This is a genomic window from uncultured Rhodococcus sp. (genome assembly GCF_963525155.1).
GTDB classification, from domain to species: Bacteria; Actinomycetota; Actinomycetes; order Mycobacteriales; family Mycobacteriaceae; genus Rhodococcus_F; species Rhodococcus_F qingshengii.
In genome coordinates this window covers 1-18,120 of sequence record NZ_CAURKP010000048.1, presented here as the reverse complement: position 1 = coordinate 18,120, position 18,120 = coordinate 1, and the positions used below count along the sequence as shown (strand labels likewise).

Below are 18,120 nucleotides of genomic sequence, written 5' to 3'. Positions count from 1 at the left end.
GGTCCTTCCCATCCTGCGCCCGGCAGCAGTTATTTGACAGGTTGGAGTCGAAATACGCGGATCTGGCGCCCGAATGCTCGATCGGCGTAGGTTTCGTACGGCGGCCACGTGGTGGTCGCGAGCTCCCACAGCTTCTTACGCGTGGCGCCCTCCGCCAGACTCGCACCGACCGGTATTTCGACGCCCTTCACTGTCACGATCGCGGTGGGGTTTGCCATCAAATTGAGTGTCCATGCTGGATGCGTATCCTGCCCCCAGTTCGAACCGACGACGACAAACGCATCGCCGTCGGGCGCGTACAGGAGTGGCGTGGTGCGAGAACGGCCGGTCTTACGGCCCGTCGTGGTGAGCAGTAGCTGAGTCACGGTGTTCTCTCCGACCAGCGAGAGCTTGCCTCCCGACACTCTCTGCACTGCTCGATCGAGCGGAACCAGATCCTTGCCGAGATCCGAGAACCATTGTGTATGGCCGACATTGCGCATCAATGACCGGTAGATATTGCGCATCGGACCCCTCGCATTCTCGGCACTGTTTCGAGGCTGGTGCACCTCGACTCGAAAGAGTCTGCCACGTCTGGTCACAGATACCTGAGTCCCAAGGTCCCGAAAGGAATGAAGCGGTCAGCTGAATTCGGTTTTGGTGGAGTAGAATTGGGGCATACCGCCGAAACCGTTCGTTTGTGCGCGTTGGACGGTCGTTGGAAGATCAACCCTCCGAGGTCAAGACATCAGGCTCTAGCCACTCGACGCCGAGCAGTTCGGACAGCGACCGCAGACCGGATCGATCACCACCTTTCAGACCTGTGACCGAATTGAGATTGCGCAACATGACCGTGGCGACGTCCTCTTCCTTGGTGCCCACGCCGAAGGGTATGACCCACGGGCACGTCTGGTAGTCGCGATGCGACCGACCGAACGTCTGTTCCGCCGCGATCCCTGAGTATCGCGGTTGATGAAAGATTCCCGTCCGTGGCAACGGGGACGCGTGAGTGCCGTCCGGGAGTGCTTCGTTGGCATGGAGCGAGATCGAGGTCGTGACATTGAAGACGATGACCGGTGCGTCCCCGCGTTGAAACCGCAGACGTTGACCCTCCTTGTCCGGCACCGCACCGAACAGTTTTGCCACCGAGATCCCGGCGTCTTCGATCATCTCGACCAGTGGATCACCTGCCGTGGAGACGAATTCGACGGCCACCAACACCTGCTTGCCTGCCTTGACCTGCGCCTGCGCCCACTGGGCCGTCGACTCGGCGCGGATCATGCCCGCTTTCTGTCGGTAGCGCAGAACCAGCGCACGGCCGCGCGCGATGTTGCGACTCTTGCGGGCCAATCCCATTTCGTAGGCGTACTCGGCCCACTCCGTCTCGTACTCGGCGCGCTGGGCATGGGTGAGGTCGATCGGCATACCGTCGAGCGGAACGGGTCCCCACGGAGTCGGTCGATGAATCATCAAGGGCGGTTTGCTGTTCGACATCCACCCACGCACGGTCTCGAGCGCGCGAGATTGCAGCGCAGGTGATTCCTTCGCCTCTGCGCTCCACGTCCACTTCCCGTAGGACTTGTCCAGCGGAAGGCCGGACTCGACCAGCCTGGCGCCCAGGTCGGACCAGTACTCCGAAGGTTCTGAATGCAGCTGCGCGAAAAGCGGTGCCAGGTAACGCTGATCGGCCGGCGTGTGTCCCGGTGTTGCTGTCACGGACAGGACGAACGGCGCTTGCTCGTGAGCATTCGAAAAGCGCGCGACCTTCTCGAATGCGGCCGTGCGCTGTGTGTCGTTGCTGTACAGCTGGGCCTCGTCGGCAATCACCACACCGAACGTGTACTTGGGGCGGCCGTTTCGCGCGATCAGCTTCTTCAATTGGTCAGGCGACATGATCAACCAGCGGAATCCACCGTCGCCAACCGAGGCGATGGAATAGCGCCAATGCGGAATGGTGATCTGTGCGGGTCGATCGACGAGGACGAGGATGTTGGTTTCGCCGCGCTCCTCGGCAATCGTCTTGGCAGACATCACTGCGATCAGCGTCTTACCCAGGCCTGCATTGTCTGCCAACAGAAATCCGCGTTTGCCGGCGCGAGCGGCATCGACGACGGCTGCAGCCCCCGAAACCTGCTCGGGCCGAGGAATTTTGGGTACAGCAACGGGACGTTCACCGGTGCTGTCATTGATGTCGTCCTCTACCCACTGCTGATAAGAGAAGGAGAGTGCCTTGAATGGAGCGAGTTCTACGGGCAACTCCGTACCGACCCACGCGTAGCTCTTCCATTTCTTGACGAATTGCGCACCAGGCGCCGGCGTCCGAAAGGGAACGTCGAGGAGCCAGACTCTCTCACCAGGGCCGGCAGTCGGCACATCCGGGATCGTCGCGCGTGAGCTCTTCTTTGCGACAGTCTTCTTCGGGGCGGTCTTTCTGGTCGTGTTCCTCTTGGGTGCAGCCTTCTTCGGTGCAGCCTTCTTTGCGGCAGTCTTGCGTGCCGTGGTTGCTTTGCGTGGTGGCATCAGGCGGTTTCTGCTGTGAGGAATTCACGCAGCGTGAGCGCAGGCCGGCCGACAAGGTCCTCCACGGTGCCCGTGATCAGCGCCAATTCACCCTGCGCGATTGCGGTGTACGTCGACACCCACGCGTCGAGTTCCCAAGCGGGTGCGTTGTACGACGCCCGCGATTCGTAAGCTTCCTCGAGCGTTTCCTCGACGTACGTGGTTCGCTTGCCGGTGACTTCGGTGATGATGCTCGCGGCCTCGGAGAGCGTCAGTGCCTCCCGTCCGGTCAGGCTGTACGTCTGTCCGACATGAGAATCCAGATCCTGCAGAACCGACACAGCGACGGCAGCAATGTCGGAGCGCGCTACCGCGCCGACGAGACCGTCCCCTGCGGGTCCGCGGATCACACCGTCTTCACCGGCGAGAGCGGGTAGGAAATCGAGGTAGAAGCTGTCGCGCAGGAAGGTGAATGCGAGCCCGGAAGCGCGGATATGTTCTTCGGTGACCCAGTGATCGCGAGCGAGCGTGAACGTCGCGTCCGGAGCAGCGCCGAGGAAAGACGTGTACACGATGTGCCTGACCCCGGCCTCCGCGGCGGCGTCGATGAAGGTGCGGTGCTGATCCAGACGATCTGCGCTTTCGGCCGCCGAGACCATGAAGAGGGTGTCGATTCCGGCCAGAGCCGCGAGAGCGCGCTTCTGATCCCCGTACGTGGTCTCGGCCGAATCGGCACCGGGGAGCTGCGGTAATCGGTTGACCGACCGTGCGATCAGCCGCTGTGGGACACCGGCGTCGGCCAACGACCGGGCCACCAGTCCGCCGATATGACCGGTCGCGCCGGTGACGGCGATCCTCGCAGACCGTGAATCTACGGACATGGTGCCCCTCCTTCGGTCGGTGTGCATCCCATCTTGCCGGAACCCACTCCCACGTCAGGTCACGACGCGACGATTACACCGCGAGCCACCGACAGAGCGTCGGACAAAGCTGTCCTGGTGTTGTCGTCGAGGGACAGCAGGGGCCGGCGGGGAAGGCCGGCGTCGATGCCGAGAGATTCCAACCCGGCTTTGACCGTCGACGGCAGTCCGCGACTGACGAGGACCTTCAGTAGCGGCTCGATCTGTTCGAACACAGCGGCGGCACCCGACCGATCACCGGATTCGAGTAGACGCCAGAAGTGCACCACCTGTTCGGGGGCCAGACACGGGGCTGCCGTGCACCATCCGCTTGCACCGGCAGAGAAAGATTGCAGTGCAAGAGGATTGCTGCCGTTGAAGAAGGGGATCGTGCCACCGCTCAGTTCGTTGATGCGGTTCATCCGGGTGATGTCGCCGGTGGATTCCTTGATCATCGTGACGCCGTCGACGGTGGAGACGAGATCGACGAGAAATTCCGGCGACATGTCGATCCCGGTGGTGGCCGGATTGTTGTAGATCATCGTGGGAATGTCGACGGAATCGGCCACCGCGGTGACGTGTTCACGAATCTCCTGCTCACCCAGATGCCAGTACGACGTGGGGAGGATCATCATTGCGTCGGCTCCGGCGTCTGCCGCGATCGATGCTCGGCGGAGTGCTCCCGCCGTCGTCAGATCCGACACTCCGACGACGGTGGGGACTCGGCGGTCGACGTAGTCGACAGTCTCCCGAGCGACCGTCTCCCACTCTGCATCGTCGAGATAGGCGCTCTCGCCGGTACTGCCGAGTGGGGCTATCGCGTCGACACCACTGCTGATCATGCTGTCGAGGAGCGTGTGTAGCGGCTTGGGGTCGAATGCTCCGGTGTCCCGGTCGAACGGGGTGATGGGATAGGCGACGATTCCCTTGATGGTGCTGCTCATGAGGCTCTCAGTTCTGTTGGTGGGAAACAAAAGTCAGTTGGTCAGTGTGTCGGGATGATTGCGGAGAGCGCGACGGGCGTAGTAAGCGAAGTTCGCCTCGCTGCGCCGAGGAGTCAGTGTCCAATCGTGTGCCTCCTTCGCCAGGCGAGGCGGTAGCGGCTTGATGTCTCCGGCAGCCATCGCCAGCAACTGCAGTCTGGCCGCTCGCTCGATCAGATGCCCGAGAGAGCATGCCTCTTCGACCGTGTTGCCGACGACGAGTTGGCCGTGGTGGGCGAGCAGAATTGCCCGCTTGTCGCCGAGTGCAGCCGAAATGATCTCGCCCTCCTCGTTTCCCACGGGAACCCCGGGCCAGTCGGCGAGAAATGCGCAGTCGTCGTAGAGCGGCGCGATGTCCATTTGGGAGACGACGAGGGGAATCTCGAGCATCGACAGCGCCGTCGCATGTAGTGGGTGTGTGTGGACGATGCAGTTGACGTCGGGTCGTGCGCGGTAGATCCAACTGTGGAACCTGTTGGCGGGGTTCGGCATGCCCTCCCCGTCGAGGACTTCGAGATCCTCGTTGACGAGCAGGAGGTTGTCCTCGGTGATCTCGTCGAACCCGAGGCCGAGTCGCTGTGTGACAAACGTTCCTGGCTGCCCACCGCGGGCGGAGATCTGTCCGGCAAGGCCGGAGTCGTGGCCGGCGTCCGACAGTGCCCGGCAGGTCAGTGCGATCTTCTGTCGAAGAGTCCAACTACCTGTCGTTACTTCGGTGAGCATCTTCGTCTCGGCGGTCGCCATGAGTTCCTGCTTGCTCGTATGCATCGTGTCGGTCATGGGGTGTGCCTTTCTCGGGACCCGGAAATCAATGACATTCAGTCACCTATAAGACACAAAGTGTCATATAGGACGGAAATGCGCAACCCTCGATTCCTGCATCGCTGATCGCCGCAGGTCAATGTATTGGTAGGGTGATGACACAAAGTCTCGTGAGGGGAACCTAATGGCAGCGTTTTTGCGAACACATCGGCGTCGCGCCGGTCTGACGCTCGAGGGCCTGGCCGAGCAGACCGGTCTGACGAAGAGCTATCTCTCCAAGGTCGAGCGGGGTATCAGTACCCCGTCGATCGCGGTGGCACTCAAGATTGCGCGTGTGCTCGACGCCGATGTGGGGCAACTGTTCTCGGACAGTATGGAGGGAAATGCCATGACGATCGTGCGCGCGAAGGACCGCGTGATCGACCCGGCCAACTCCGTGCAGTCTTCCGTCTACGATCCGATCGCGCCCTCACTGGTCGGAAAGGCCATGCAGCCGTTCGTGGTTCATCCGGCCTCGGTGATGGGTCCCAAGTTCATGGACCACACGGGAGAGGAGTTCGTGTTCGTGCATTCCGGATCCGTGGAATTCGAAATCCCCGGGCAGACGATGCACCTCGACGCCGGCGACAGCTTGTACTTCGACGCGAATACGCCGCACCGGATGCGGTCGGTGTCGGCGGATCGTGCGGTGGTGCTGGTTGTCGTCTACGACAAGCCTTCGGCTGGATCACCCAGCGGTGACTCGCTGGAAACGCACTGCGGGGTGGGCAGATGACGCTGGGGATCGACACGACACTGACGCTTCTCGCGGCCGGTCTGATCTTCCTTCTCTCCCTGTGCCTGGGAATCTGGAAATACCGACAGATGGCCACTTCGGACAATCACCTCGCCCATCCGTATGTCGACATCGCACACCGCGCTGCCCTGATGTACTCGTTTGCGACGCTGCTGATCGCGGTGTTCGTCGAACTCAGTGCGTGGCCGACGTGGATCAACCTGACCAGTGCCGCAGTGGTCGTGTTCTTCTTTCTCGCAGCGATATTCAGCTACATCGCTCACGGTGCGATGAAGGACACCGACAATCAGTTCGAGTCCGCCGGTCCGCCCCTGCACCTCGGGATGTTTCTGCTGATCCTCGGTGAGGTGGGCGGATTTGCCGTCCTACTCGCAGGTTTCGTGAAAGGTCAGTTCTTCTGATCGGGCTTCAGCGCCTGTGCTCGTAGCCGATCCAAGCCCGTCGACGCTCACCCATCGGGTCGTTCTCCACTCGGGACGTCTCGTCGAAGATCATTGTTTGCCGCTCCGGTACGGAGTAGGCGGGCCAATCCCGGTCCGGCACTCCGTGGCGGGCGAAATGGATCCAGTGGCGCTGCATGGTGGAGGTCACCGCAGTCAGTCCGCGGCGCCCACCGACCGCGGTCAAGGCCGCGGTGAGTGCATCCGAACGCCCGAAGACCGCAAGCAATTCGGTGGCGTGGGTAGCGCCCATGCCGACGAGTCTGAGCAGGCGAGGCGCAAAATCGTAGCGGTAACTGTAGGTAGGAGCTACCTGGCAATGACCCTGTGCGCAGAGTATCGCGGGCTCCCAGAACGTGATGTCGCCGCCGAGATCTGCGGCAGCAAACCGGTGCGGATACGTGGGATACGCCGCGAGCGCACGTGCTTTCACTTCAGGGGTGGTGTGGGAGAACATCTTCTCGATCCGAACCGGGTCGGTAGGCAAGATGTCGAGAACGCGCGGGAAGATTCTTCCCTCGTGGAGATTCGAACCGACGAGCAGCGGAACGGGGTGGGCGCGTCCGGCGGCGAACACGTCGAGCGGGTGTTCGGGAAGGACGTCGTCACCCACCACGGGGGCAAATGGCCGCGTTCCGGGTTCTTCGTCCGCGCCGCGGCGCGCAAGTTCTTCGCCGGCAGCGACCAGGTCCTTCACCGAAGCGGAGCGCAGCCACGATCCCGGATCGGTATCCGGAGCCTGTGCGATCTCGAGGAACTCGCGTGCCCAACGGTGCGCTCGCTCTTTTCCGTATGCCGAAGCAGCCGGCGGACTTTGAGCGATGGCCCGGGCGAACAGCCCTCGTGCCGCCGGCGTTGCCATCAGAGTGGTGACCGCGTTGGCGCCGGACGATTCACCGAAGACGGTGACGGCGTTCGGGTCGCCACCGAAAGCGGCGATGTTGCGTTGGACCCACGTCAGCGCGGCGATCTGATCGCGCAATCCGAGGTTCGTCTCGAATGATTGTTCCGCAGTGGAATATTCACTGAAATCGAGGTAGCCCAACGCGCCGAGACGATATTGGATCGAGACGTAGACGATGTCGCCACGTTCGACCAGGCTCGTTCCGCGGTACATGGGCGTCGACGGATTCCCGCCGTTGTACGCGCCGCCGTGAATGAAGACCATGACCGGTCGCAACGAATCCGACGGTACCTGCGGGGCCACGACATTGACGAAGAGTGAGTTCTCGTCGAAGTTGCTCTTGCGCTGCGGAGACGGAGAGCCGAATGCTTCCGCCGGGCGGACACCATTCCAAGCCTCGACCGGCTGTGGTGCGCGAAATCTCCGAGGACCGGTCGGGGCCGCTGCGTAGGGGATAGCTCGCCAGGTGCGCAGTCCTCGATCGAGGCGCCCGCGCACGACTCCGGAATCGAGAGTGATCTCGAGAGGGCTCGTCACGGTAGGGAGATGTCGGTGCCGTGACTGCGGTAACCGCTGTATCCCGCCCAGGCCAAGCGTTGTTCACGTCTGGGATCGTTCTCGACGCGGACGATCTCGTCGAAGATCATGGTCCGACGCTCCTGCCCCTCGTAGCGCGGCCACGATCCGCGCGGCGAGCCGTGCTCGGCGAAGTGAAGCCAGTGTCCCTGAACTGATTCGGTGACTGCGCGCAGTCCGCGTCGACCGCCGGGAAGGGTGAGGCCGCGCCCGACAAGGGTGTCACCGATGCCGAAGACTGCAAACATCTCGAAACCGTGGGTGGCGTCGAGGCCGAGCCAGCGCATCATCGTCGGCGCGAAGTCGAATCGGTAGGCGTATGTCGGCGCCGATTGTGCGTGCGCTTGCATCAATTCCACGGACGGGTGCCAGAACGTGACGTCTCCGCCGACGTCGATCGCGGACTGCTCGTCCGGGTAGCCGGGATAGGTTGCGAGGATGCGCTTCCCGGCCTCGGGATCGGTGAGGGCAAACATGGTGTCGATGCGCGACGGGTTGGTCGGAAGTGCGTCGAGCACCTTCGGGAACAGCGTCCCCTCCCGTCTGTTGGTGCCGATGATCATCGGCACCTGGTGTGCCGATCCTTCTTTGAATGCGTCCAAGGGGGAGCGCGGGAGGAAGTCGCCGTCGACGACCGGTCCGAAGGGATGTAGTCCAGGTGTGTTCGCGAGTACCTCGGCGCCCAGTCTGCTTCCGGCTCTGCCCAATTCGACGGCTGTCGCCGAGGTCAGGGCCTTCGCGGGTGGTAGGCCGGAATTGAGGATCTCGACGAAACGCGCGCCCCAGGCATGCGATCGCTGCGTGCTCGAGACCAGATCCGGAGCCGAACTCTCGGCGATAGCGCCGGCGAAGAGTCCCTTGGCGGCCGGAGTCGCCATCAGGGTGGTGACGGCGGTGGCTCCGGCGGATTCACCGAAAATCGTGACTTTTTCTGGATCCCCACCGAATGCGGCGATGTTGCGTTGCACCCACTGCAGGGCCGCGACCTGATCGCGCAGTCCGAGGTTGGAGTCGAATACGCGCTCGGATGTGGAGAAGGGTGTGAAATCGAGGTAGCCCAGAGCGCCGAGCCGGTAGTTGATCGAGACGTAGACGACGTCGCCGCGTTCGACGAGGGACACGCCCGAGTACAAGCCGGTGGCCGAGGTCCCGATGGTGTTTGCCCCACCGTGGATGAAAACCATGACGGGACGCGGAGTATTGCCGGTGTTCGCGGGGGCGAGCACGTTGAGCGTCAGGCAGTCCTCGCTGCTCGGCTGGTACTTCCCGGGCGCGAGCAACAGCCCCTTCTTGTGTTGGACAGACGCGTCGCCGAACCTGGTCGCGTCGCGTTCTCCGGTCCACGGCGTGACCGGCTGGGGTCGCGTCAGACGCAGTGTTCCGACCGGCGGCCGGGCGTAGGGAATTCCGCGCCAGGCACGAAGTTTTCCCACCCGGCGGCCGCGCAGGGTGCCGTCGGCCGTGGTCACAAGTATGTCGGACGCCATGTCGCGACTATACGTACTTCGGGAGCTCGTCAGCGGCGAGCCTCCAGCAATCGAAGCCAGACTTCACTGACCGTCGGATACGAGGGCACCGCATGCCAGAGAGTTTCCAGTGGTACGGCGCCGACGACCGCGATTGTCGCCGCATGCACCAGCTCGGATACTTCGGGCCCGGCGAAGGTAGCGCCGAGGATCACGTCGGTGGCCTTGTCGATCACCAACTTCGCGCGCCCCGAGTAGTCGTCGCGCAGCAGCGAAGATCCCGCGACGGCGAGTTCGATCTCCACGACTTCGACGTCGTAGCCGTCGTCGCGAGCTTTCTTCTCGGTGCGTCCCACCCAGGCGATCTCGGGTGAGGTGAACACCACCTGGGGGACCTGTCCGTTGTCCGCCGACGCGGTGTATCGAGGTCCACTGAGCCCGCGACTCTCGGCCCGCGCGGCGATGACGTCTCCGCAGACTCTCGCCTGATACTTGCCCATGTGGGTGAGGGGAGAACGACCGTTGATGTCGCCGACTGCGTAGAGCCATTCACCTTGGGCGCAGAGGTGATCGTCGGTCGTGACGTACTTGCCGTCCTCGAGGCCGATGACGGACAAGCCGAGATCGGCAGATGTCGGCCCGCGGCCCGCCGCGACGATGACCTCGTCGACTTCGATCACGCCGGACGATGTCTCGATGCTGACGGGTCCACCGTGGATGTGACCTTCGCCGGTGGCCTTGGCATCGGGGCGTGAGACCGAGTTGACGGCAGTGCTCAGTCGAACGTCCACACCGCGGGCGCCGAGTGCTTCGGCCACCATCGTTCCGGCAAACGGTTCTGCTGATTTCAACAGAGCATCGCCCCTCACGAGCAACGTCACGTGAGCGCCGAACGACGACAACCACGTTGCGCACTCCGTTGCGACCACTCCGCCGCCGATGACCGCCACTCGCGACGGAACCTCGTGCAGGTTGGTGGCGTCGCGCGAGGTCCACGGGAGTGCCTCGCGCAATCCCGGTGTCTTCGGGACGGTGGCGGTCGTTCCCGTGGCTAGTACGACGGCCTGGCGGGCACGGAGCTTACGGGTCCCGTCGACGGTCACTGCTCGCTCGCCGTCGATGACCCCGTGGCCTTTGATCACGGTGATGCCCGCGGAGGTTGCCCAGTCGACCTGGGACGAGTCGTCGTGGTTGTGGGTGAACGAGTCGCGCCGTTTCAGAACGGCATCGACGTCCAGCGGTCCGGCCGGGATCCCGGGCAAGGCGTCGGCCGCCTCGAGGACCTGCCCCGGGCGCAGTAGTGCCTTGCTGGGCATACAGGCCCAATACGAGCATTCACCGCCGACCAGTTCGTGTTCCACGATTGCGGCGGTGCGATTACTTCCGGCGATGGCGTATGCGGCGGCGTTCTCGCCGGCGGGTCCACCGCCGATCACGATGACATCGAATTCGTCGGTCATTGCTCCACGGTATGCCGGATCGGTCCGAGTTCGCTCGGTTACTGCCGGGTACGAGAGCTCGATGATGGCTACAGTTGCACCCATGACGCGGCAGAAGATTTTGATCACCGGTGCCAGTTCGGGTCTGGGGGAGGAGATGGCCAGGAGATTCGCCGCGGCCGGTCGCGACCTCGCGCTGTGTGCCCGGCGGACGGATCGTCTCGACACGCTGCGAGGGGAGTTGGTGGCGCAGTACCCGTCGATCAGCGTCGCAGTGCGCGAACTCGATGTGACCGAACACGATTCCGTCGTCCGGGTTTTCGGTGAGCTGCGCGACGAGTTGGGTGGCCTGGACCGGGTGATCGTGAACGCCGGGCTCGGCAAGGGCGCCAAGATCGGAACCGGAAAAGCGCACGCGAATCTTGCAACAGCGCAGACGAATTTTGTCGGCGCGCTGTCGCAGTGTGAAGCTGCGCTCGAGATCTTCCGCGCGCAGGACGCCGGACACCTGGTTCTCGTGTCCTCGATAAGCGCGGATCGGGGGCTACCCGGGCCAAAAGCGGCCTATTCGGCAAGCAAGGCCGGGGTAGCGGCTCTGGGTGAGGCGCTCAGTATCGAGTTGGCGCGCACACCTATTCGGGTCACCACCCTGCTGCCGGGCTTCATCAAGACCGACATGTCCGCCGGCGCCGGCGACGACGCAGCGCTCATGGCCAGTCTGGACGAAGGCGTCAGTGCCATGGTCGACGCCATCGAGAAGGAAACCACCCGAGCGGCGCTACCAGGCCTCAAGTGGCAAGGGATAGATGCGGCCCTACGATTCCTGCCCAACTCCGTGACAGCGAGGTTTGTCTGATGAGCATCCACATCTCGAACGGTAAGCCCCGCGTAGTGATCGTCGGTGGCGGCTTCGGTGGACTGTACGCAGCGAGACGGCTCAAGAAGGCCGACGTCGAGGTGGTTCTGATCGACCGAGGGACCAGCCACGTCTTCCAGCCCCTGCTATACCAGTGCGCCACGGGTCTGCTCTCCGAAGGGCAGATCGCAAGTCCGCTGCGACATCTGCTCGAGGACAACAAGAACACGAACGTCGTTCTGGGCGAGGCCAAGTCGGTGGACGCCGACGCCGGGATACTGACTGCCAGTCGCTTCGACGGGTCGACCTTCGAATTGCCGTACGACTACCTGATCGTGGCGGCTGGAATGCGCCAGTCGTACCACGGCCAGGACGAGTTCATCAAATGGGCGCCTGGCATGAAAACCCTCGACGACGCTTTGGCGATCAGGCGCAGTCTCATTGCTGCGTTCGAGATGGCCGAATCGCTCCCGACGGCGGAAGAACGTCGGCCGTGGCTGACCTTCGCCGTGGCGGGCGGTGGACCCACCGGCGTCGAATTAGCCGGGCAGATCCGCGAATTGGCGATGCACGCGCTGACCAACGAGTTCCGGTCCATAGACCCGGACGAGGCAAGGGTGCTGCTCTTCCACGGCGACGATCGGGTGCTCCCTTCGTTCAGTCGCAAGCTCTCGGCCGCCGCCAAACGTACTCTCGACGGGATCGGCGTCGAGACTCACCTCGGCGTGCACGTCACCGACGTGTGCGAGACCAGCATCGAGACGACGGACAAGAAGACAAAAGAGAAGCGGCAGTACGAGACCCGCACGATTCTGTGGACCGCGGGCGTCGAAGCAGTGCCGTTCGCCGAGGCACTGGCCACGGCGCTGGGTGTGAAGCAGGTCGGCGGTGGCCGCATCGAGGTGGAAGCCGATCTGACCGTTCCCGGCCACCCGAACGTCTACGTGGTGGGCGACCTCATGTCGCGGGACAAACTTGCCGGGGTGGCCGAGGTCGCGATGCAGGGTGGTCGGCACGCCGGTGCCCGGATCGCGGCAACCGTGGAAAACGGAGTGCCCAGCCGAAAACCGTTCAAGTACCGCGATCTTGGAACCGCGGCCTACATTTCGCGACGCCACGCGTTGCTTCAGGCAGGGCCGGTCCAGTTGTCCGGGTTCATCGGATGGGTGTCATGGGGAATCATCCACATCGCATTCCTCGCCGGTTTCCGCAATCGCGCCAGCACGGTGCTGAACTGGGGCGCAACCCTGGCGTCGAAAACGCGTCGGGAACGGGCAATCACGTACGGCGACCCCGAAACCGCTCGGCAGCCGTACAACTGAGGGTTACTCAGTCTTGAACACGGGGTTTCCGGCGGCGTCGATCATCCACCACAGGCTGCCGACGCTCTGTCCGAGCATGTCTCCGGGAACCTTGTCGTCGAGGTACCGATAGACGGGCTTGCCGTTGACGGTGATCTGGAAAGATCCTTCAGGCCCGTCGACAGTGTCGATGACGGCGTCGATTCCTTCGACGATCGGCGAATCCGTGACCGAGGTGACCGCCGGCCAGTAACGCAGGCACGCTTCGTCGCACGACCCGGCTTGTGAGTTCTCCTCGTCCGGGTTGTAGACGTAGACGGTCATGCCTTCGCCGTCGACGGCGATCGTCCCGAGTGGGGAGTCGGCGGTCTTCAGCAGGGGTGCATCAGCGGCGGCGGGTGGCGACAGCGACGTCGCAATGGCAGTGACGTTGTCTGCGCTGTCCCCGGAATCGAGGGCGTCGGGCGAGCAACCGGTGAGGATCAGGGCGGTACTCGCAACCGTCGCGAACAACCACTGTCTGCGCATGACGTCTCCGTTCTGGGCGGGAGTGCTCGGGACAAGCAATCGGGGATACCCGTTGCGGACGAGCTGAAAACGCCGGGCGTCCGGATTCCTCGACAATAGCTCTGTTACAGAGCTATTGTGAGGTTGTGGATGGAAGCGGAGCAGATCTTGCGGATGACGTCCTGGAGACGCTCGGACAATTGCGCCGGGGCACGAGGAAGGCATCGGGGCGGCCGTTTGCGGAACGACCGCTCGCCGGCGCCCAGATCGAACTCGTCAGGCTGCTACGACGCAACCCGGGTCTGTCGGTGGCCGAGGCCGCCGGGCGATTGGGTGTCGCGGCAAACACGGTGTCCACCTTGGTGCGGCAGCTCGTCGACGATGGAGTGATCGAACGCGTTGCCGACGAGGCCGACCGCCGCGTCGCGCGATTGGTACTCGCGGACGAGGCGCGCGCCCGCGTCGAGGTGTGGCGTGATCGCCGGAGTGTGATTGTCGGTCAGGCATTGTCGAGTCTGACCGGAGAAGACAGAGCGAGGATCGAGGCTGCGCTACCAGCCCTGTCGCGATTGGCGAGCGCTCTGGCAGCAGCCGGATCAGAAGGTGCGGGGTAGTGAGATGCTGACACAGTGGTGGAAGAGCCGAGCGGCAGGTTCACCCGACCCCGGCGCACACGCGGTCGAGATCGACTCGGTTACATACAAGTTCGGCGACCACCGCGCGGTGGACAACCTGAGTCTGGTCATCAATGCGGGGGAGTGTTTCGGCCTGCTCGGTCCCAACGGCGCAGGAAAGACTACGACGATCAGGTTGCTCAACACGTTACTTCCTCTGCAAGACGGTGACATTCGGATTCTCGGTCGCTCAGTTCGTACCGAGGCGATGACCATTCGGCGCTACCTCGGGTACGTGCCACAACAGCTCTCGATCGAAAGCGCATTGACCGCACGCGAGAACGTGACCTGGTTCGCGCGACTGTACGACGTTCCGCGGTCCGAACGACGCGAGCGCGTCGACCAGGCGCTCGAGATGGTGGACCTACTCGATTCAGGTGATCGTCTGGCGTCGGGTTTCTCCGGCGGTATGGTGCGACGTCTCGAACTTGCGCAGGCGCTGGTGAACCGACCGTCGTTGCTGGTGCTCGACGAACCGACGGTGGGGCTGGATCCCATTGCCCGCGAATCCGTCTGGCAGCGAGTGGCGGAGATGCAGAAGCAGTACGGCATGACTGTGCTGCTCACGACGCACTACATGGAAGAAGCCGAGGAGTTGTGTGATCGTGTTGCGTTGATGCATCACGGTGAACTTCGTGCAGTGGGCGAGCCGAGCGCGTTGGCCGCCGAACTGGGGCCGGAGGCCACTCTCGAAGACGTGTTCCGTCACTACACCGGCGACGACCTCACCGGCGGCAAGTCAGGAGGTCTCCGCGATGTCCGCAGTGCCCGTCGCACAGCGCGCCGCTTGGGCTGATCCCACTACCAACGGTTTTGCTCGATTGCTCTCGAGAATTTACACATTCTGCCTCGTGGAGGTTCAGAAGTTGCGGCACGACCGATCTGAATTGGTCACGCGCGCAATCCAGCCGATCCTCTGGTTGGTGATCTTCGGTCAGACGTTCAGTCATATCCGAGCGATCCCGACTGGCGACGTACCGTATCTCGACTTTCTCGCGCCGGGCATCATTGCGCAGTCCGCACTCTTTGTTGCGATCTTCTACGGAATCCAGATCATCTGGGAGCGTGACGCGGGGGTCCTCACCAAACTCATGGTGACGCCGACGCCACGAGCCGCGCTGGTCACCGGAAAGGCATTTGCAGCCGGTATCCGTGCGGTCGCCCAGGCCGTGGTCGTAGTCGTTGTAGCGGCGCTGCTGGGCGTGAGCATGACGTGGAACCCGATAAAGCTGCTCGGCGTCGTGGGCGTCGTTGTCCTCGGCTCGGCGTTCTTCGCCTGTCTGTCGGTTGCGATCGCGGGGATCGTGCTCAAACGAGATCGATTGATGGGCATCGGCCAGGCGATCACCATGCCGTTGTTCTTCGCGTCCAACGCTCTGTACCCGGTCGAACTCATGCCGACGTGGGTTCAGTGGCTCAGTCGCATCAATCCGCTGAGCTACGAGGTGTCAGCGCTGCGCGGTCTGCTGATCGGAATGCCGACCGATTACCTCGTCGACTTCGGCGTGCTGATCGGGGCCGCGCTGCTCGGAATCATCACAGCTTCGGCACTATTGGGCCGCTTGACTCGCTGATCTGACTCGCTGATCTTCGCTCCGGACTAGTCGCGAGTGAACGGTGGGGTGTAGGTGCTGCAATCCGGAGGGACGGCCGGGAGTCCTTCGGACGAGCGAAGTTTCTCCGCAATCGATGAGAGCAAGTCCTGCGATTCAGGGGAGAGATCGACCGCTTTTATGGCCAGAGAACGTAATTCGCTGTCGTGGAACTCTTCGACAACCGAACGGTCTTCTTCCGGAATCAGTTCGGGATCTTGGCGAGGTGTCGGGCCGAAGAAGTACTCGGCTGCTACGCCGAAGTAATCGGCCAATGCCAAAACGACTTGCTCCGACGGATTTGTGCGCACACCGCTCCGGAGTTGCGAGAGATACGGTGTCGAAATCTTGCATCCACGTTGCGAAAGGGCTTCCACAACTTGTGCGTTGGTGAGTCTCGGTGCTGTGGCCGGGTACAAGGCGTTCAAACGGTCCTTGAATGAATCGGTCACAATTCCTCCCTCGAGCGTGACCCAGCGTCACAGCTACTTCGCAGTTTTCACATAGTAGACGACACGGTTATTCTGGACTCCGGTCGAAAGTCCTTTCACCTGCGGATATTTGGCGCGGAGAGTTTCCAAAGACTTTGTAAAGTATGTGATTTACACCGCGTACTGACCGTTCGTTTTGCCAACGGGCGTGTGGGTGGCGTATAAGCAAAATGTCGGTGGTTACGCCGTTGCGCTGCAGGTTCTTTCGGCCGGTCCTATGTAGCTGCGTCGATGCATTGTGGCCCTGTCTGTAACGTGCGGGCACTGCCGCCGGGCGCCGGGCGTCACTCTCTCCGGCGGTTGGCGAGCCGCGTGTTCGGAACTCTTTCTCGGTGCTCTGCTCGACGCTCGCGCGTAGTGATGGGCGCGTATTTTTCTCGGCAGTCGAGAGTGAGCGGGCAGGTGTGTCGACCTGTCGAAAGTAGCGCGCGTCGAAAGCGGCCGATTGGTATGTCATCGACGTTGGAACACAGTGCTTCTCGTCAGTCGCCGCTATCTCCTGCGGTGATATCAGCGTCGCCCGGACGTGTTTTGCGGCAGACCGAGCTCGAGGCGCAGCGTCCCGGCACGACATGTCGACCGTCGCCTTTGCGTCTTTCGGATCGGAATAGCCCGCTGCGCCGGTAGTAGTCGACGTCAGTCGCAGTCGGGTGCGGTCAGGACCCTTCGAAGGAATACGCGGCTTGCACACGGAGGGCGACAGTCCGGGCGGCAATTCTGTCGCACAGATCTACCATCAGCCCCTGCCGTGGGCTGCTCCTCCTGCAGGATGCGTGCCTCGGCCTCGGAAGCGGCTTATGGCACGGGGCTTGCTGACCGGCGCATACTGGTTACAACGCGGTGTGTTCGAAGGGCAGGACTGACATGGTCAGTGTCGAGAAGTGGGCGATGTGGGATTCCGCCGTGGAGGTGGATGTCACCGAAGGCGCTGCGCTGCCCACTGCGCACGCGTTGATCGCAGCTGCCATCGACGAGACCGAGGCGGTGTGCGACCTTCGCCGGGGTGACGCCGAGATTCACGCCGTCAACCTCGCTCAGGGAACTCCGGTCAAAGTGACTCGGCGTATGTCTGCTCTCTTGCGGTCGGCGCTGTGGGCGGCTCGTATGACCGGCGGTGCAGTCAATCCGCTTGCCGACAACTACTCCGAGGACGAATCCATCCCTCCGGTGCACCCGACCCCGACGTTCGAGGACGTACAGCTCGACGGAGACGTGGTGTACGCGCCCTGGGGTGCGTCGTTCGACATCACCGGAGTTGCCAAGGCCGACACCGTCGATCGCGCCGCGCAGATCGTCGCCGCCGAATTACAATGCGGCGTTGCTGTGCGGATCGGCGACGTGATCGCCACGGCCGGCCATGCACCGGCTGGTGGCTGGCAGATTCCGGTGCCGGACAGCGAAGAAGTCGAACTGATCAACGGAACCGCGATGGCGACGGCGCGGGCGCTGGAGCTGCCCTCCTGGGAGCCGAACCAGGAGCGGCCCTCCACGGAATGGGCACAGGTCTCGGTGATTGCTGACGATGCGGTGTGGGCGTACGCCGCGAGCGAAGCTGCGTTGATCCGGGGGATAAGCGCCATCAAATGGGTTGAACAGCAAGAGCTTCGCGCTCGGCTCGTCGACCGATCCGGACGCGTGTACACAACGGAAAGCTGGTTCGGCCCGGCGGCCGCGTGAGTCAGGCCCGTCCGCGCTCTCTGCGGTACCACTGCACCAGAGCATCTGTGGATGTGTCGCCGAGGTCGCCGGGTGCTGCTTCGGAAGAGAGCGCAGGCCCCAGTTCCAGTGCCTGCGTCTTGCCGAGTTCGACGCCCCACTGATCGAACGGATTGACACCCCACACAGCACCTTCGACAAATACCTGGTGCTCGTAAAGCGCGATCAACTGACCGACGACCGAGGGGGTCAGCTCCTTCGCCAAGATAGTGCTCGACGGTCGGTTGCCTGGCATCACCT

At 62.9% G+C, this 18,120-nt stretch carries 18 protein-coding genes and 1 pseudogene; 8 read left to right on the top strand and 11 right to left on the bottom strand.

Going from position 1 to position 18,120, the window contains the following annotated elements:
• Positions 1–29: 29 nt before the first annotated feature.
• From RWT78_RS12645 to RWT78_RS12625, 5 genes are all read right to left on the bottom strand, one after another.
• Positions 30–506 (bottom strand): nitroreductase/quinone reductase family protein, encoded by a 477-nt coding sequence (locus RWT78_RS12645; protein WP_003946395.1) that lies wholly within the window; start codon positions 504–506, stop codon positions 30–32.
• Between the two features lie 199 nt (positions 507–705).
• Positions 706–2,499 carry a DEAD/DEAH box helicase family protein gene (locus RWT78_RS12640; protein WP_314675969.1) on the bottom strand — a complete coding sequence of 598 codons (1,794 nt, stop codon included), beginning with the start codon at positions 2,497–2,499 and terminating at the stop codon, positions 706–708.
• Positions 2,499–3,359, bottom strand: coding sequence for an SDR family oxidoreductase (locus tag RWT78_RS12635; RefSeq protein WP_007727644.1), 861 nt, complete (start codon positions 3,357–3,359; stop codon positions 2,499–2,501). The genes RWT78_RS12640 and RWT78_RS12635 overlap by 1 nt, the downstream gene beginning before the upstream one ends.
• 59 nt (positions 3,360–3,418) lie before the next feature.
• Entirely contained in the window at positions 3,419–4,321 is a 903-nt protein-coding gene (locus tag RWT78_RS12630; protein WP_007727643.1) for a dihydrodipicolinate synthase family protein, read from the bottom strand.
• A gap of 33 nt (positions 4,322–4,354) precedes the next feature.
• The gene (locus RWT78_RS12625; protein ID WP_073512722.1) at positions 4,355–5,140 is read right to left on the bottom strand and encodes an aldolase; all 786 of its coding nucleotides are present in this window, start codon (positions 5,138–5,140) and stop codon (positions 4,355–4,357) included.
• 166 nt (positions 5,141–5,306) lie between these two features.
• Between RWT78_RS12625 and RWT78_RS12620 the strand changes: the two genes are divergently transcribed.
• The gene (locus RWT78_RS12620) at positions 5,307–5,897 is read left to right on the top strand and encodes a helix-turn-helix domain-containing protein (RefSeq protein ID WP_003946400.1); all 591 of its coding nucleotides are present in this window, start codon (positions 5,307–5,309) and stop codon (positions 5,895–5,897) included.
• On the top strand, positions 5,894–6,319 hold the full coding sequence (locus RWT78_RS12615; RefSeq protein ID WP_003946354.1) for a hypothetical protein: 426 nt from the start codon (positions 5,894–5,896) through the stop codon (positions 6,317–6,319). Before RWT78_RS12620 ends, RWT78_RS12615 begins: the two co-directional genes overlap by 4 nt.
• 7 nt (positions 6,320–6,326) lie before the next feature.
• On the opposite strand, the gene RWT78_RS12610 is transcribed toward RWT78_RS12615, so the two are convergent.
• From RWT78_RS12610 to RWT78_RS12600, 3 genes are read right to left on the bottom strand one after another with little or no spacing between them, the layout of a single operon-like run.
• Complete coding sequence (locus RWT78_RS12610) at positions 6,327–7,799, bottom strand: carboxylesterase/lipase family protein (protein WP_314675964.1); 1,473 nt, start codon at positions 7,797–7,799, stop codon at positions 6,327–6,329.
• Positions 7,796–9,325, bottom strand: a complete 1,530-nt coding sequence (locus RWT78_RS12605; protein WP_003946388.1) for a carboxylesterase/lipase family protein — start codon at positions 9,323–9,325, stop codon at positions 7,796–7,798. Before RWT78_RS12605 ends, RWT78_RS12610 begins: the two co-directional genes overlap by 4 nt.
• Positions 9,326–9,354: 29 nt before the next feature.
• The gene (locus RWT78_RS12600) at positions 9,355–10,764 is read right to left on the bottom strand and encodes an NAD(P)/FAD-dependent oxidoreductase (RefSeq protein ID WP_276116274.1); all 1,410 of its coding nucleotides are present in this window, start codon (positions 10,762–10,764) and stop codon (positions 9,355–9,357) included.
• An 82-nt stretch (positions 10,765–10,846) separates the two neighbouring features.
• Here RWT78_RS12600 and RWT78_RS12595 point away from each other — a divergent pair, with 82 nt between their 5' ends.
• Both RWT78_RS12595 and RWT78_RS12590 read left to right on the top strand, forming a co-directional pair.
• Entirely contained in the window at positions 10,847–11,599 is a 753-nt protein-coding gene (locus RWT78_RS12595) for an SDR family oxidoreductase (protein WP_019744767.1), read from the top strand.
• Positions 11,599–12,921, top strand: coding sequence for an NAD(P)/FAD-dependent oxidoreductase (locus RWT78_RS12590; protein WP_003946361.1), 1,323 nt, complete (start codon positions 11,599–11,601; stop codon positions 12,919–12,921). The genes RWT78_RS12595 and RWT78_RS12590 overlap by 1 nt, the downstream gene beginning before the upstream one ends.
• Positions 12,922–12,924: 3 nt before the next feature.
• Here the strand turns inward: RWT78_RS12590 and RWT78_RS12585 are convergent, their stop codons facing one another.
• Positions 12,925–13,428: a hypothetical protein gene (locus tag RWT78_RS12585; RefSeq protein WP_003946334.1), complete on the bottom strand. Its 504-nt coding sequence runs from the start codon at positions 13,426–13,428 to the stop codon at positions 12,925–12,927.
• 125 nt (positions 13,429–13,553) lie between these two features.
• On the opposite strand from RWT78_RS12585, the gene RWT78_RS12580 reads away from it, so the two are divergent.
• Genes RWT78_RS12580 through RWT78_RS12570 form a run of 3 tightly spaced genes read left to right on the top strand, consistent with a single transcriptional unit; the run spans position 13,554 to position 15,655 of the window.
• A complete protein-coding gene (locus tag RWT78_RS12580; RefSeq protein WP_314675959.1) occupies positions 13,554–14,021 on the top strand; it encodes a MarR family transcriptional regulator in 468 nt (155 codons plus the stop codon).
• A gap of 4 nt (positions 14,022–14,025) precedes the next feature.
• Positions 14,026–14,877 carry an ABC transporter ATP-binding protein gene (locus tag RWT78_RS12575; protein WP_003946416.1) on the top strand — a complete coding sequence of 284 codons (852 nt, stop codon included), beginning with the start codon at positions 14,026–14,028 and terminating at the stop codon, positions 14,875–14,877.
• On the top strand, positions 14,837–15,655 hold the full coding sequence (locus tag RWT78_RS12570) for an ABC transporter permease (protein WP_003946384.1): 819 nt from the start codon (positions 14,837–14,839) through the stop codon (positions 15,653–15,655). The genes RWT78_RS12575 and RWT78_RS12570 overlap by 41 nt, the downstream gene beginning before the upstream one ends.
• Positions 15,656–15,681: 26 nt before the next feature.
• On the opposite strand, the gene RWT78_RS12565 is transcribed toward RWT78_RS12570, so the two are convergent.
• The gene (locus RWT78_RS12565; RefSeq protein WP_003946341.1) at positions 15,682–16,125 is read right to left on the bottom strand and encodes a helix-turn-helix domain-containing protein; all 444 of its coding nucleotides are present in this window, start codon (positions 16,123–16,125) and stop codon (positions 15,682–15,684) included.
• Positions 16,126–17,028: 903 nt separating this feature from the next.
• On the opposite strand from RWT78_RS12565, the gene RWT78_RS12560 reads away from it, so the two are divergent.
• Positions 17,029–17,841 carry an FAD:protein FMN transferase gene (locus RWT78_RS12560; RefSeq protein ID WP_007727618.1) on the top strand — a complete coding sequence of 271 codons (813 nt, stop codon included), beginning with the start codon at positions 17,029–17,031 and terminating at the stop codon, positions 17,839–17,841.
• Position 17,842: 1 nt separating this feature from the next.
• Here the strand turns inward: RWT78_RS12560 and RWT78_RS12555 are convergent.
• Positions 17,843–18,120: pseudogene (locus tag RWT78_RS12555) on the bottom strand (glucose-6-phosphate isomerase); the annotation flags it as partial.

Bases quoted from the DNA above. Each gene is read 5' to 3' on its own strand.
- RWT78_RS12595 (WP_019744767.1), top strand. From the start codon at position 10,847: ATGACGCGGCAGAAGATTTTGATCACCGGTGCCAGTTCGGGTCTGGGG.
- RWT78_RS12575 (WP_003946416.1), top strand. From the start codon at position 14,026: ATGCTGACACAGTGGTGGAAGAGCCGAGCGGCAGGTTCACCCGACCCC.
- RWT78_RS12585 (WP_003946334.1), bottom strand. From the start codon at position 13,428: ATGCGCAGACAGTGGTTGTTCGCGACGGTTGCGAGTACCGCCCTGATC.
- RWT78_RS12620 (WP_003946400.1), top strand. From the start codon at position 5,307: ATGGCAGCGTTTTTGCGAACACATCGGCGTCGCGCCGGTCTGACGCTC.
- RWT78_RS12570 (WP_003946384.1), top strand. From the start codon at position 14,837: ATGTCCGCAGTGCCCGTCGCACAGCGCGCCGCTTGGGCTGATCCCACT.
- RWT78_RS12590 (WP_003946361.1), top strand. From the start codon at position 11,599: ATGAGCATCCACATCTCGAACGGTAAGCCCCGCGTAGTGATCGTCGGT.
- RWT78_RS12640 (WP_314675969.1), bottom strand. From the start codon at position 2,499: ATGCCACCACGCAAAGCAACCACGGCACGCAAGACTGCCGCAAAGAAG.
- RWT78_RS12645 (WP_003946395.1), bottom strand. From the start codon at position 506: ATGCGCAATATCTACCGGTCATTGATGCGCAATGTCGGCCATACACAA.
- RWT78_RS12635 (WP_007727644.1), bottom strand. From the start codon at position 3,359: ATGTCCGTAGATTCACGGTCTGCGAGGATCGCCGTCACCGGCGCGACC.
- RWT78_RS12625 (WP_073512722.1), bottom strand. From the start codon at position 5,140: ATGACCGACACGATGCATACGAGCAAGCAGGAACTCATGGCGACCGCC.
- RWT78_RS12630 (WP_007727643.1), bottom strand. From the start codon at position 4,321: ATGAGCAGCACCATCAAGGGAATCGTCGCCTATCCCATCACCCCGTTC.
- RWT78_RS12605 (WP_003946388.1), bottom strand. From the start codon at position 9,325: ATGGCGTCCGACATACTTGTGACCACGGCCGACGGCACCCTGCGCGGC.
- RWT78_RS12560 (WP_007727618.1), top strand. From the start codon at position 17,029: ATGGTCAGTGTCGAGAAGTGGGCGATGTGGGATTCCGCCGTGGAGGTG.
- RWT78_RS12615 (WP_003946354.1), top strand. From the start codon at position 5,894: ATGACGCTGGGGATCGACACGACACTGACGCTTCTCGCGGCCGGTCTG.
- RWT78_RS12600 (WP_276116274.1), bottom strand. From the start codon at position 10,764: ATGACCGACGAATTCGATGTCATCGTGATCGGCGGTGGACCCGCCGGC.